This window comes from Amycolatopsis thermalba (assembly GCF_023376025.1).
Taxonomy (GTDB): Bacteria; Actinomycetota; Actinomycetes; order Mycobacteriales; family Pseudonocardiaceae; genus Amycolatopsis_E; species Amycolatopsis_E thermalba.
In genome coordinates this window covers 26,939-40,672 of the sequence record NZ_CP091196.1, presented here as the reverse complement: position 1 = coordinate 40,672, position 13,734 = coordinate 26,939, and the positions used below count along the sequence as shown (strand labels likewise).

General features: G+C 73.4%; 9 protein-coding genes. 6 read left to right on the top strand and 3 right to left on the bottom strand.

The genetic code is table 11. The features are described from left to right. Positions 1-36 precede the first annotated feature (36 nt). From L1857_RS00170 to L1857_RS00160, 3 genes are all read left to right on the top strand, one after another. Complete coding sequence (locus tag L1857_RS00170; RefSeq protein ID WP_249464249.1) at positions 37-1,686, top strand: ABC transporter ATP-binding protein; 1,650 nt, start codon at positions 37-39, stop codon at positions 1,684-1,686. Next, positions 1,683-3,389, top strand: a complete 1,707-nt coding sequence (locus L1857_RS00165; RefSeq protein ID WP_249464247.1) for an ATP-binding cassette domain-containing protein — start codon at positions 1,683-1,685, stop codon at positions 3,387-3,389. The genes L1857_RS00170 and L1857_RS00165 overlap by 4 nt, the downstream gene beginning before the upstream one ends. Before the next feature lie 272 nt (positions 3,390-3,661). Next, positions 3,662-6,679 carry an AfsR/SARP family transcriptional regulator gene (locus tag L1857_RS00160; protein ID WP_249464245.1) on the top strand — a complete coding sequence of 1,006 codons (3,018 nt, stop codon included), beginning with the start codon at positions 3,662-3,664 and terminating at the stop codon, positions 6,677-6,679. On the opposite strand, the gene L1857_RS00155 is transcribed toward L1857_RS00160, so the two are convergent. From L1857_RS00155 to L1857_RS00145, 3 genes are read right to left on the bottom strand one after another with little or no spacing between them, the layout of a single operon-like run. Then, the gene (locus tag L1857_RS00155) at positions 6,676-7,266 is read right to left on the bottom strand and encodes a nitroreductase family protein (RefSeq protein ID WP_116113118.1); all 591 of its coding nucleotides are present in this window, start codon (positions 7,264-7,266) and stop codon (positions 6,676-6,678) included. The genes L1857_RS00160 and L1857_RS00155 overlap by 4 nt on opposite strands. 8 nt (positions 7,267-7,274) lie before the next feature. Beyond that, positions 7,275-7,601 (bottom strand): hypothetical protein, encoded by a 327-nt coding sequence (locus L1857_RS00150; protein WP_116113116.1) that lies wholly within the window; start codon positions 7,599-7,601, stop codon positions 7,275-7,277. A gap of 14 nt (positions 7,602-7,615) precedes the next feature. Continuing rightward, the gene (locus L1857_RS00145; protein ID WP_116113113.1) at positions 7,616-8,818 is read right to left on the bottom strand and encodes a hypothetical protein; all 1,203 of its coding nucleotides are present in this window, start codon (positions 8,816-8,818) and stop codon (positions 7,616-7,618) included. Positions 8,819-8,940: 122 nt separating this feature from the next. Between L1857_RS00145 and L1857_RS00140 the strand changes: the two genes are divergently transcribed. From L1857_RS00140 to L1857_RS00130, 3 genes are all read left to right on the top strand, one after another. Continuing rightward, positions 8,941-10,203 (top strand): aspartate kinase, encoded by a 1,263-nt coding sequence (locus tag L1857_RS00140; RefSeq protein ID WP_020420288.1) that lies wholly within the window; start codon positions 8,941-8,943, stop codon positions 10,201-10,203. A 1-nt stretch (position 10,204) separates the two neighbouring features. Continuing rightward, the gene (locus L1857_RS00135; RefSeq protein WP_094006308.1) at positions 10,205-11,272 is read left to right on the top strand and encodes an aspartate-semialdehyde dehydrogenase; all 1,068 of its coding nucleotides are present in this window, start codon (positions 10,205-10,207) and stop codon (positions 11,270-11,272) included. 127 nt (positions 11,273-11,399) lie between these two features. Continuing rightward, positions 11,400-13,730, top strand: a complete 2,331-nt coding sequence (locus L1857_RS00130) for an SdrD B-like domain-containing protein (protein ID WP_249464243.1) — start codon at positions 11,400-11,402, stop codon at positions 13,728-13,730. Positions 13,731-13,734 lie beyond the last annotated feature (4 nt).

The window sequence follows — 13,734 nt, the reverse complement described above, 5'->3', positions numbered from 1 at the left end:
GTTCGTCCGGGACCGCGGCCTTGAGGAGGAGACTACGTGTCCACGACCTTCGGTGCGATCGTGCGGCGAGGGGGCGCATGGCTGCCGGTGATCGGTTTCGCCGCGCTGGCCGGCACCCTGAGCACGCTGGCGTTGCCCGCCGTGCTCGGGCGTGCGGTCGACGCGATCGTGGCCGGGGACGACAGCGGCCGCTGGCTGGTGCTGGCGGCCGCCCTGGTCGTGGTGGGCATCCTCGCCGACCTGATCGACGCCTCCGCGGGCATCGCCTGCGTCGCGAGCACGACCGCGTGGCTGCGGAACCGCCTGGTGCGGCAGGTTCTCCGGATGGGGCCGGACCGCGCCCGCCGCTTCGACACCGGTGACCTGGTGAGCCGGATCTCCGGCAACGCCGTCGACGCCGCCCAGGCCGGGCCCGCCGTGGTGACCGTGGTCGCCGCCGTGCTGCCGCCGGCCGGGAGCCTGGTGCTGCTGGTCGTCATCGACCCGTGGCTGGCGGTCGCGTTCGTCGCCGGGCTCGCGGTGGTCGCCGCGGTGCTGCGCGCGTTCACCATCCGCAGCACCGCCGTCTTCACCGCCTACCAGCGGACGCAGGGCCGGATCGCGGCCCGGCTCGCGGAGTCGCTGGCGGGTGCGCGGACCATCGCGGCCGCCGGCACGGCCGGGCGGGAGGAGAGCCGGGTGCTCGAACCGCTTCCCGAACTCCACGGCCACGGCAGGCAGACCTGGCAGGTGCTGTCCCGCGCCGCCGCCCAGGGCGCCGTCGCGGGCCCGCTCGTCCTGGTCGCCGTCCTCGCGGTCGGCGGGCTCGCGCTGGTGGACGGCCGGATCACCGCCGGGGACCTGTTCGCGGCCAGCCGGTACGCGGTGCTCGGCGCGGGGCTCGGCGGGCTCGCCGGGGTGTTCGGCCAGCTCGCCAGGGCGCGGGCCGGTGCCGCCCGCGCCGCCGAGGTGCTCACCGTGCCCGCGGTCGGTCACGGCTCGCGCGGGTTGCCCGAGGGCACCGGCCGGCTGGAGTTCCGCCACGTCACCGTCCGGTCGGACGGGACCACCCTGCTCGACGACGTCGACCTGACCGTGCCCGGTGGCGCGACCGTGGCGGTGGTCGGCCGCTCCGGCGCCGGCAAGTCCGTGCTCGCGGCGCTCGCCGCGCGCCTGCGCGACCCGGACGAGGGAGAGGTGCGGCTCGACGGCGTTCCCCTGGGGGAGCTGAGCCACGCGGCGTTGCGCACGGCGGTGTGCGCCGCGTTCGAGCGCCCGGTGCTGGTCGGGGCGACCGTGGCGGACGCGATCGGGCCGGGACGGGACCGGGCGGAGCTCATGACCGCCGCCCGGGCCACCCACGCGCACGAGTTCGTGAGCCGCTATCCGGAGGGCTACGACACCCCGCTGGCCGACGCGCCGATGTCCGGCGGCGAGGCCCAGCGCCTCGGCCTGGCCCGGGCCTGGCACGCGCGGCGACTGCTCGTGCTGGACGACGCGACGTCCAGCCTCGACATGGTCACCGAAATGCAGATCAGCCGCACCCTGACCGGCGACGGCGACCGCACCCGCCTGATCGTCACCCACCGCGTGTCGACCGCCGCCCGGGCCGACTGCGTGGTGTGGCTCGACGGTGGCCGCGTGCGGGCCGTCGCGCCCCACCACCGGCTCTGGCAGGACGCGGCCTACCGGGAGGCGTTCGGATGAAACGGGAGATCCGGTTCGGGATCCGGGCGCTGCGCCGCCGGCCCCTGCTCGCGCTCCTCGCGTGGTCGATCCCGGAGGCGCTGCCCACGGCGCTCTCCGGACTGGCCATCGCGAAGGCGATGGACGACGGGTTCCTCGCGGGGCGGCCCTGGACCGGGCTGGCCTGGCTGGGCGCGTTCCTGCTCGCGGCCTGCCTCGGGGCGTGGGGATCGCGCCAGGTGTTCCGCAGGCTGGGCGATCTGGTCGAACCGTTCCGCGACGACCTCCTCCGCCGGGTGGTCGGCGGAGCGCTGGCCCACGCCGTGGCCGGCCGCCGGGACGACGGGGCGCTGGCGCGGGTGACGCGCCAGGTGGAGATCGTGCGCGACTCCTTCGCCGGGCTCATCGTGGTGACCCGGGGGTTCGCGGTCACCGTGGCCGGCGTCGTGCTGGGACTGCTGTCCATCGATCCGGTGATCGTGGTGCTGATCCTGCCGCCGTTCGCGCTGGGGTTCGGCGCGTTCGTCGCCACCCTGGGGCTGGCCGCCGCGCGGGAGCGGGCGACCGTGCTGGCCGAGGAGCGGGTGGGCGACACGGCGAACGCCGTGCTGTCCGCCACCCGGGACGCGGTCGCGACGGGCACCGAGGGGCACGCGGCCGCGCTGGCCGCGGAGCAGGTGGAAGACCAGGCGGCCGCCGAGCGCGCGCTCGCCTGGGTCGCGGTGCTGCGCACGCTCTGCTTCGCGGTCGGGGTGTGGCTGCCGTTGGTCGTCCTGTTGCTCGCCGCGCCGTGGCTGGTGGGCCGCGGGCTCACCGCCGGCGCGATCATGGGCGGCCTGACCTACATCCTGATGGGCCTCAACCCGGCCCTGCAGACGCTGGTCACCGGCGTCGGCAGCAGCGGGCTGCAGTTCGTGGTGACGCTGGGCCGCATCCTCGACGCCACCGCGCCGCCCGAGCGACCCGCCCCGCTCGGCTCCGGCACGCCGTCCGGGCACGACATCACCCTCGACGGCGTCACGTTCGCCTACGGGCCGCACGCCGAGCCGGTGCTCGACGGCCTCGACCTGACCGTGCCCGAGGGGGACCACCTGGCGATCGTCGGGCCGAGCGGCATCGGCAAGTCCACCCTGGCCGGCCTGGTGTGCGGCCTGCTGCGGCCCGGCTCCGGTTCGATCCGGGTCGGCGGCGCGCCCGTCACCGGCCTGCCCCCGGCCCGGCTGGCCCGGCTGCGGGTGCTGATCCCGCAGGAGGCGTACGTGTTCAGCGGCACGGTGTGGGACAACCTGGTCTATTTGCGCCCGTCGGCCGAGGAGTCCCAGGTGAACCGGGCGGTGGCGGAAGTCGGCGCGGAAAATCTGGTGACCCGCCTCGGCGGATACCCGGCCGGATTGGTTCCCGCCGAGTTGTCGGCCGGGGAACGGCAGTTGATCGCCCTCGTTCGCGCGTACCTTTCCGACGCGCCTGTCGTGATCCTCGACGAGGCGACCTGCCACCTGGATCCGGTCGCCGAGCGGCGTGCCGAAGAGGCGTTCGCGGCCCGCGGCGGCACGGTGGTGGTCATCGCGCACCGGGTGAGTTCCGCCTTGCGCGCCAAGCGGGTTCTGGTTCTCGACGGGACCGAGGCGGTCGCCGGCGATCCGGTGGCGCTGCGGTCGGTCTCGCCGCTGTACCGGGAACTGCTCGGGTACTGGCACGCCGAGCCGCCGGTCCCGGTGAATTGAAAACCGGGTGCGTCCTGCGAGTGTATTTCCACCCGGGCTCCGGGCGAGAAAATCGCTCGTCGATTTGATTCCGGCCCGCTCCGGAGAATAGAATCGTCCGGCGCCATTCGTTTTCGATCTCGGATTATCCGGAGAATTCCACGGATGTGATCCTGGCGAATTCGGCGGTGGTTCGTGGCCGGGCAGAGGGAGGACCAGCCGTGACAGCAGGGGGGAGACCCGGCCGGGCGCGTGGGCTGCTCGATGAGGCATCGACCCGGCGAGTGGTGGTCGTGACCGGCGCCGCCGGCTGGGGAAAGACCAGCGCCGTGGCGGAGTGGGCGGAGTCCCGGCAGGCGGTGTGGGTCGGGGCCGGGGAGCACGACCGGTTGCTCCGCCCGATCGCCGGGGACCCGGCGCGGTTGCGGCGTCCGGGCGCCGGGGAGCTGTTCCTGGTCGTCGACGACGTTCAGGCGGTGAGTGCGGAAAACGATTCCGTCGCGGTTCTCGAAACGATTTGCCAGAACGCGCCGGACTGGTTGCACGTGTTGCTGTTGTCGCGCGCGGAACTGCCGTTCTCGCTCGCCCGGCTCCGCGGCCGGGGGATGGTGGCGGAGATCGACGCGACGCACCTGGCCGTCCGCCCGGCCGAGATCCACGCGCTGGTCCAGGCGACCGTGGGGGACGATCCGCCCGGGCTGGCCGCCCTGATCCACCAGTGCACCGCGGGCTGGCCGGTCGCGGTGCGGGCGGTGGTGGAGATGATGCGCGACGTCGCGCCCGGTCAGCGTGCCGCGGTGCTGCGGCGGCTGACCGCGCCCGGCGAGCGGTTCCACGGGTTCCTCACCGAGGAGGTGCTCGGCCAGGAGTCGCCGGCCGCCCGCGCGACGCTGCGCCGGCTCGCCGTCCTCGGCGAGATCCGCACTCCGGGGCCGGAGCAGGAACGCCTGCTGACCGAGCTGACCCGGCGCGGGCTGGTGACGCGCGCCGCGGGCGACGCGCTCCGCTGGTCGCTGATCCGTCCCCTGGCGCACTACTTCTCCCACGAGGCCGTGCTCTCCACACGGGAACGCGTCGAGCTGCACCTCGAAGCCGGGCGGCGCTACCTCAGCGAGGGGGCGCCCGCCGACGCGCTGCGGCACCTCGCGTCGGCGGGCGCGCACTCCGCCTGTGCCGCGTTGCTGGTCGAGCACGGCGACGCCCTGGTGGTGAGCGGCCACGGCGACGCGGTACTGGAGGCCGCCGGGCTGCCCACCGAGTTCCTCGACGACCCCCGCATCCACCAGGTGGTCGGTGAGGCACAGCGGACCGCGGGCCACTGGGCGGCGGCCATGGAGAGTTTCCGCCGCGCGAGCCGGTTCCACGAGGAACTCGACGCCGCGCTCGGCTGGCGCATCGGCATGCTCGCCTTCACCCAGGGCGAGTTCGGCAACACACTCGACGTGCTGGGCCGGACCCGGCTGGGCGACGAGGACACCCAGGACGAGGCCAGGGCACTGGCCCTGCTGGCGACGACGTGCCGGATGGTCGGCGAGACCGCTCGGGCGAGGCAGGCGATGGCGCGGGCGGAAGCCGCGGCCGTTCGGTCGGGCACCCCCGGCGCGCGGGCGGCGATCCACCAGGTGCTGGCGATGCTCGCGGCCGCCGAGCCGGACCGCCGCGAGGCCGACGTGCAGTGCCTCAACGCGTTGCACAGCGCGCAGGCGGCCGGCGATCTCCTGCAGGTCGGCTGGATCCGGGTCTGCCACGCCTTCCACGCGTGCGACATGGGGTCACCGCGGCAGGCGCTCGCCGAGGCCAAACTGGCGCTGCGGACGAGCGAGCAGTGCGGGTGCCCGTTCCTCACCGGGCACGCGCACACCGTCCGCGCGCGGGCGTACCTCAGCCTCGGCGCCCTGGACGAGGCGGCGGCCGATCTCGGCACGGCCGTGGACACCTTCCAGCGCCTGGGTTCCCGGTTCCTGGCCTGGCCGCTGTGCGTGCTCGGCGACCTGCACCGCACGCGCGGGCAGCTGGTCCGCGCCACCGCGGACTACGAGGAAGCGCTCGTGGTGGCGCAACCGCACCACGACCTGTTCGCCCTGGGGCACGCGTTGATCGGGCTCGCCCGCGTCCGCGCCGCCGACGACCTCGCCGCGGCCCGCACCCTCGCGGACCGCGCTCTCGGGTTGCGCGAAGGGCTGCTGGAGATCCCGGCACGGCTGACGAGCGGCTGGGTCGCGCTCCTGGCCCAGGACCGGGAGCGGGCCGCCGCCGACGCGTCGCGGGCGGCCAAGGCCGCGCGGCTCCGGCGGGACGGCCCCGGGCTGGCCGAGGCGATCACGCTCGGCGTGCTCGCGTCCGCGGACCCGGCCGCCCGGGCGGACCTGCTGGACGAGGCGGTGGACCTCTGGCACGAGCACGGGTGCCGCCTGGAGGAGGCGGTGACGCGGGTGGTGGCCGCGCGCGTCGGGGCCCCGGTGCCGGACGCCGACGTGTGCCTGGCCGAGGAAACCCTGCGGGCGGCGGGCGTCGACATCGGGGGGCGCCGGGCGGCGGGACCGCTGGCGGCTTCGCGCCCGTCCGGGCCGGCGGTGTTCATCCGCGCCCTCGGCGCCTTCCAGGTGGTGGTGGACGGCACGCCGGTGCCGAAGACGGCCTGGCAGTCGCGCAAGGCGCGGGATCTGCTGAAGATCCTGGTCACCCGCCGCCGCCCGGTGCCGCGCGAACAGCTGATGGAGCTGCTGTGGCCGGAGGCCGACCCGGTGAAGGCGGGCAACCGGTTGTCGGTCCTGTTGTCCCTGGTCCGGGACGTGTTGCGGCAGGGCCAGTCGGCCGGCGGCCCGCTGGCGAGCGACGGCGGCGCGGTGTGGCTCGACCGGTCCCGGGTGCGGGTCGACCTCGAGGAGTTCCTCACCGGGGCGGAGGCGGCGCTGCGGGCCGACCGCGCCGGACAGGCCGACGCGACGGCCCGGCTGACCGCGGCGGCGGCCGCCTGCACCGGGGAGGTCCTGGAGGACGAGCCGTACCAGGAGTGGGCGCCGCTGCTGGCGGAGGAGGTCCGGGCGACGCACTTCGCGGTGCTTCGCGCGCTCGCCTCCCGGTTGCGGCAGGCCGGGGACGTCGACGGAGCGGTGCGGTACACGCTGCGGCTGCTGGCGAAGGACGTCTACGACGAGGAGGCGTACCTGATGCTGATCGCCACGCTGCGCGACGCCGGGCGTCTCGGCGAGGCCCGCCGGTACGAGCGGATCTACCACGCGCGGATGAAGGAGATGGGCATCGCGCCGCACTCGTCGCCGCTCGGCCGGCTCCGGTCGTACCCGGCCTAGAACGCGGGCGCGCACCACTCGCCGGTGTAGGCGAGCTCGCCCAGCGGCAGCCGTTTCCGGGGCGCTCGTTCGCGCTCGATCAGCTTGTCCACCTCGAGCACAGCGGGATCACCGGCGTGCCCGACGGCGATCGCGACCCGGGGGACGGCGTCGCCGGGCACCGCGAACCGCTCGCGGACGGCGTCGGCGTCGAACCCGGCCATTTGGTGCGCGACGAGCCCCTCCGCGACGGCCTGGAGCACGAGGTTCTGCGCGGCGAGCCCGAGCCCGTACTCGGCGTAGGGGATCGGGCCCTTTTCGTTGCGGGACACCATGATCCCGATCAGCAGCGCGCCCGCGCGGTGCGCCCAGGCCTGGTTCCGCTCGGTGAGCGTGCCGAGGATCTGCCGGAAGGTCGCGTCACCCCGCCGGCCGGCCAGAAAGCGCGCCGGCTGGGTGTTCCCGAAGGACGGCGCCCACCGCGCGGCCTCCAGCAGCGCGCGCAGCTGACCCCAGCTCACCTCGCGCGTCTCGTCGAGCGCCCGCGGACTCCACCGCCGCGCGATGACGTCGGTCAGGGGCACGCTGGAATCGGCTGGCTTGTCCATCGGGTCGCCTACGTCCGGTCGCCTTGACGGGCCAGCGCCGCGTGAGCTGCCGCGATGTCGGCAGCGGACAGGGTGACCGCCGTCGCGGTCGTGGGAAGTCCGACGCCACGGAACTTGCTGCCCTGGCTCGTCTGAGCCCAGGTGACCAGCCCGAAGTTGATGACCGTGCCGGTCCCGTCGTGCCAGTAGCGGACGTGGACGTACCCGGTCTTGCACCAGAACGCCACGATCGCGGCGGCGTCCCGCTCCGGCGTATTGACGAACCGGAGAATGGGCTTGCCGCCGTTGAGCGCCGGTTCCAGGATGGTGACGAAGCTGTCGGCCTCGGAAGGCATGGTTTCTCCTCGCATCAGATCGCATACTTCCAGACCGTCAGCGCGTACGCGCCGAACCACGCGCTCGCCAGCGCCACGCCGGAGCACACCCACCACACCGTGGCCGTCCGGCGCTTCACCAGTGCCAGCGCCGCCGGGACCAGCAACGTGAACGCCGGCAACAACAACCGCGGTTTCGCGTGCATCAGGCTGCTCGATCCGAGGACCATCACCGCCACCCCGGCCGCGTACACCACCAGCACCGTCTCGCGCCGCGCCAGCAACGCCAAACCGGCCAGCGCACCGAAGATCACCGCCACCGTCAGCACGCTCATCGCCGAGTCGCTGCGCGTCACCACCTCGGCCACGAACCGGATCGTCGACACCCCGCCGTCGAACCGCGTCCGCCACCCCTGCCACTCCAGGTCGGACCACGTGCTCAGCTGCGCCTCGAAACCGGACTCCGGCCGCACCCGCAGACCGGTCCACCACAGGTAACCGAACAACCCCGCCGGCGCCAGCGCCAGCGCCACCAACGGACGGCCGCCGTCCGCCCGCCGGGCCAGCGCGCACAGAGCCGCCACGACCACCGCGACGACCAGCGCCAGCGCCGTCGACCGCACCAGCCCGGCGCCCAGGCAGCACACCCCGGCGAACTCCCACCGCCGCTCCAGCACCGCGACCAGCGTCCACACGGCCAGCGCGCAGAACAGCGCCTCCGTGTAAGCCATGGTCAGCACCACGCTCATCGGCGTCGCCGCGAACAGGGCGACCAGGAGGTAGCCGGCCCGGCGCGAACCGCCGCGCACGAGACGGCCCAGCCGTGCCAGGCCGTAGGCGGCGGCGAGCCCGGCGACCAGCGACACGACCAGCGCCGCCGCGGGAAACCCGAACGCGGGCGCCAGGATCCGGATCAGGAACGGGTAGGCCGGGAAGAAGGCCCGCGGCGTGTGCGGATTGGGGTGCCCGAGCGCATCGGGAACCGGCCCGAGTTCGTAGCCGGACGCGGCAATCTTCAGGTACCACTCGCCGTCCCAGGCGGCGATCCTAGACAGCAGGCTCGTTTCGTGCAGCGCGGCGAACACCGTGAGCACCACAACACCGAGAGCCCGGACACCGAGGTAGACGGCGGCGGGCAGCAGGAGCGCCCGGCGTCTCCAGATCCGCTCTTCCAGGTCCAGCAGCAGGCCAGGGGCCGCTTGGTCCGGTTTCCGAACGGTTTGGCTGCTCGCCTGCACGGTTGGAGATTTTCCCACGAACCCACGCCGGGGCAGTGGCCGGAGCCACATAACGGGGTGGCCCGGGCCGTAACCCCCGGTAGGCTGCTCCGAAAGGTGCGAAATAGGAGGTCGGCAGACAAGTGGCGCTCGTGGTCCAGAAATACGGCGGTTCGTCGCTGGAGAGCGCTGATCGCATCAAGCGCGTGGCCGAACGGATCGTGGCCACCAAGAAGGCGGGCAACGACGTGGTCGTCGTGTGCTCCGCCATGGGCGACACCACCGACGAGTTGCTCGACCTGGCCCAGCAGGTCAACCCGGTGCCGCCCGAACGAGAGATGGACATGCTGCTCACCGCTGGGGAGCGCATTTCCAACGCGCTTGTCGCGATGGCGATTTCGGCACACGGTTTCGAAGCGTGGTCGTTCACCGGGTCCCAGGCGGGCGTGGTCACGACGGGCGTGCACGGCAACGCGCGCATCATCGACGTGACACCCAGCCGGGTCACCGAGGCGCTCGACCAGGGCTACATCGCGCTGGTCGCCGGCTTCCAGGGCGTCGCGCAGGACACCAAGGACATCACCACGCTCGGCCGCGGCGGTTCGGACACCACCGCGGTGGCGCTGGCCGCGGCGCTCAACGCGGACGCGTGCGAGATCTACTCCGATGTGGACGGCGTGTACACCGCCGACCCACGGATCGTGCCCAACGCGCGTAAGCTCGACACCATCCCGTACGAGGAGATGCTCGAACTCGCCGCGAGCGGTTCGAAGATCCTCCACCTGCGCTCGGTCGAGTACGCCCGCCGCTACGGCGTGCCGATCCGGGTCCGTTCGTCCTACAGCGACAAGCCGGGCACCACCGTGGCCGGTTCGATTGAGGAGATCCCCGTGGAACAAGCGTTGATCACCGGTGTGGCGCACGACCGGTCGGAGGCCAAGGTCACCGTCACCGGGGTGCCGGACCACGCCGGCGCCGCGGGGCGGATCTTCCGGGTCATCGCCGACGCCGAGATCGACATCGACATGGTGCTGCAGAACGTCTCCAACACCGCGGGCCGCACCGACATCACCTTCACGCTGTCCAAGGCCAACGGCCCGAAGGCCGTCGCCGAGCTGGAGAAGCTGAAGGGCGAGCTGGAGTTCGACTCCGTGCTCTACGACGACCAGGTCGGCAAGGTCTCGCTGGTGGGCGCCGGCATGCGCTCGCACCCCGGCGTCACCGCGACCTTCTGTGAGGCGCTGGCCAAGGTCGGCGTCAACATCGAAATCATCAACACCTCGGAGATCCGGATCTCGGTCCTGATCCGCGACGCGCAGCTGGACGACGCGGTGCGCGCGATCCACGAGGCCTTCGAACTGGGCGGCGACGAGGAAGCCGTCGTTTACGCAGGGAGTGGTCGCTGAAATGGCTCCAACGTTGGCTCTCGTCGGTGCCACCGGCGCGGTCGGCACCGTCATGATCGACATCATCAACGGGCGCCCGAGCGTGCCGTGGGGTGAGATCCGGCTGATCGCCTCGCCGCGGTCGGCGGGCAAGAAGATCACGGTGCGGGGCGAGGAACTGACCGTCATCGCGCTGTCCCCGGAGGCCTTCGACGGCGTGGACGTCGCGATGTTCGACGTGCCGGACGAGGTGTCCGCCGAGTGGGCGCCGATCGCGGCCGAGCGCGGCGCGATCGCGGTCGACAACTCCGGCGCGTTCCGGATGGACGACGAGGTGCCGCTGGTGGTGCCCGAGGTCAACTCGGACAAGGTGCGGCAGCGGCCGCGCGGCATCATCGCCAACCCGAACTGCACGACGCTGTCGATGATGGCGGCGCTGGGCGCGCTGCACCGCGAGTTCGGCCTGACCGAACTGGTGGTCGCCTCCTACCAGGCGGCCTCCGGGGCCGGCCAGCCCGGCATCGACCGGCTGCAGGCCGAGCTGGCCGCGGTGTCCGGCAAGGGCCTCGGCTCGACCGCCGGGGACGTGCGCGCCGAGCTGGAGTCGGCCGGTCTGCCGCTGGCGGACAGCCCGTTCGCCGGCACGCCGCTGGCCTTGAACGTCGTTCCCGCCGCCGGTTCGTACAAGGGGGACGGCTGGTTCTCCGAGGAGCTGAAGGTCCGCAACGAGTCGCGCAAGATCCTCGGCATCCCGGACCTGAAGGTGTCCGCTACCTGCGTGCGCGTCCCGGTGGTCACCACGCACTCGCTCGCGGTGCACGCCACCTTCGCGCGCGAGGTCACCGTGGAGGCCGCGCACAAGGTGTTCGACGCCCAGCCCACGATCGTGCTGGTCGACGACCCGGAGAACGGCAAGTTCCCCAGCCCGGCCGAGGTGGTCGGCGGCGACCCGACGTACGTCGGACGGGTGCGGCAGGCGCTGGACTTCCCGAACACGCTCGACTTCTTCGTGTGCGGCGACAACCTGCGCAAGGGCGCGGCGCTGAACACCTACGAGATCGCCGAGCAGCTGGCCCCCGAGTTCGGCTGACCGACACTCAGCGTTGCTCTGATCTCCCCGAAATCACCCGATGGGGAGCCGACTTCTCCCTGGCCTGACGTGAACGCGCTTCTAGGGTGGGCCCAGTCAGTGGCAGGGAGAAGTCGGGGAGCTCGCGTTGGCAAGGCATGTCCTGGCCGCGTTGGTGTGCGCGGCGGCGGTGCTCGGGTTGAGCACGCCCCTGCTCGTGGCGACCGCGGACGACACCGACGGCCCGCTCACCGTGCGGGTCGTGCGGGGTGAGACCGGGGTCGGCGGCATCCTCGTCGTGGCCACCGACCCGAGCGGCGCGAGCGTCAGCGGCGTCACCGGGCCGGACGGGTCGGTCCAGCTCGCCACCACCCCGCTGTCCGGCGGCAAGTACCGCGTGGACGCCGCCATCCCGGCGTCGATGCCCGACGTCAAGCCGGCCGTCGAGGACCAGAGCCGGGCCAGCCTGACCGAGTTCGTCGACGTCGGCGGCGGTAAGGCCGTCACACTGACGATGGGCGTCGGCGGTATGGACGGTCCGGTCCAGCTGGGCGACCGCACGTGGTTCGACACCGACGGCGACGGCATCCAGGACGGCGACGAGCCCCCGCTGCCCGGCGTGCGGGTCCAGCTCCTGGGCTGTGACGGCGGTGGCGCGCCGCTGGCGGAGAAGACCACCGACCGCGCCGGGCGCTACCTGTTCGGCCCGGCCGAGGGCCTGCAGCCCCACAGCTGCTACACGCTCAAGTTCGACTTCAGCGGCGTCGACACCGGACCGCTGCCCGGATCCCCGCCCGTCGAGGGTCTGAAGTGGACCGTGCCGCACGCGGGCGACCAGTCGCTGGATTCCGATGTGGACCCGGCGGACGGGTCCGTGCGAGTCGCGATCGGACCGCCCGGCGCGGTGGACCACACCGTCGACGCGGGCGTGGTCGGCGGGCTCAACCGGGTGGGCGACCTGGTGTGGGCCGACAGCAACCGCAACGGCCTGCAGGATCCGGGCGAGCCGGGGATCGCCGACGTCGGCGTGCGGCTGCAGAAGGCCGACGGCACCCCGGTCGCCGGGACCAGCACCGGCCCGCACGGCCAGTACCAGTTCTCGCACCTGCCTGACGGCAGCTACCAGGTCTGCTTCGACACCGCGAAGCTCCCGCCGCAGTACGGCGACTACCAGCTCACCCGGCAGCGAGCCGGCAGTCCGGGCCAGGACTCCGCGCCCGACCCGGCCACCGGCTGCACCGCGCCGACCGAGCTGAAGCCGGACCGCACCCAGGACCTCACGATGGACGCCGGCCTCGCCCCGCCGGTCAACCGGATCGCCGCACTGGTCTGGCAGGACGTCGACGGTGACGGGCGGCCCGGCGCGATCGAACCGGGGATCGCCGGGGTGCCGGTCAAGCTGCGCGCCGAGGACGGCACCCAGTTCGCCATGACCACCACCGGCCCGGACGGGAAGTACGCCTTCGACGACCTGCCGTCCGGCGCGTTCGCGGTGTGCTTCGACCTGGCCAACCTGCCGCCGTCGGCCGCCGACTTCACCCCGGTGGAGAAGAGCGCGGTCTCCGGCGCCGACCCGGCCACCGGGTGCACCTCCGCGGTGACCCTCGGCCTCGGCAAGCGCGAGGACACCGCGCTCAACGCGGGGCTGGCCGCGCCGGTCAACCGCATCGGTGAGCGGGTGTGGGCGGACACGAACCGCAACGGCATCGCCGACGACACCGAATCGGGCCCGAGCGGGGTGCCGGTCAAGCTGCTCCGCGCCGACGGCGGCGAGGAGGCCACGACGACGACCGGCGCGGACGGGCAGTTCCGGTTCACCGGGATCCCGGACGGCACCTACCAGGTGTGCGTGGACCGCGGCGCGCTCCCGGCGCCGGTGGCCGGGTACCAGTTCACCAGGCCGCGTGCTGGGGAGTCCACAAAGGATTCCGATGTGGACCTGGTGAGCGGGTGCGCCCCGCCGGTCGTGGTCGGGGTCGGCCATCGGGACGGCAGCGTCGGCGTCGGGCTGGCGCCCGCCCGCAACCGGCTCGGCGACCTGCTCTGGCTGGACCGCAACGGCAACGGCGAGCCGGACGCGGGCGAGCCTGGCGCGGCGGGCGTCGCGGTGACGATGAAGGACGCCGAAGGGCGCCCGGTCGCGGTGACGCGCACCGCCGCGGACGGTTCGTACCTGCTGGACGATCTGCCGGACGGTTCGTTCCGCGTGTGCTTCGACCTGACCGACCTGCCCGATCTCCGGCTCGTCGGTAGCGATGAGCCGGGCTGCTCGGGGCCGGTCGACGTCGGCCCGAAGCCGCGGGAGGACCTGTCCGCGCGGTTCGGCCTGGTCAGCGGCACCCCGGCGGTGGTGCCCGCGGCGCAGGAGTCCGTCAGCGGCGGCGGGTTCCCGGTCGGGTGGGTGCTGTTCGGTGTCGTGGCCGCGATCGGCCTGGTCGTCGGGGTGCGCTGGTGGAAGGCCGCCGGGCAGGAACCGTGATTCG

Coding starts and splice junctions, on each gene's coding strand:
- L1857_RS00135 (WP_094006308.1), top strand. CDS start 10,205: ATGGCTCCAACGTTGGCTCTCGTCGGTGCCACCGGCGCGGTCGGCACC.
- L1857_RS00155 (WP_116113118.1), bottom strand. CDS start 7,266: ATGGACAAGCCAGCCGATTCCAGCGTGCCCCTGACCGACGTCATCGCG.
- L1857_RS00165 (WP_249464247.1), top strand. CDS start 1,683: ATGAAACGGGAGATCCGGTTCGGGATCCGGGCGCTGCGCCGCCGGCCC.
- L1857_RS00150 (WP_116113116.1), bottom strand. CDS start 7,601: ATGCCTTCCGAGGCCGACAGCTTCGTCACCATCCTGGAACCGGCGCTC.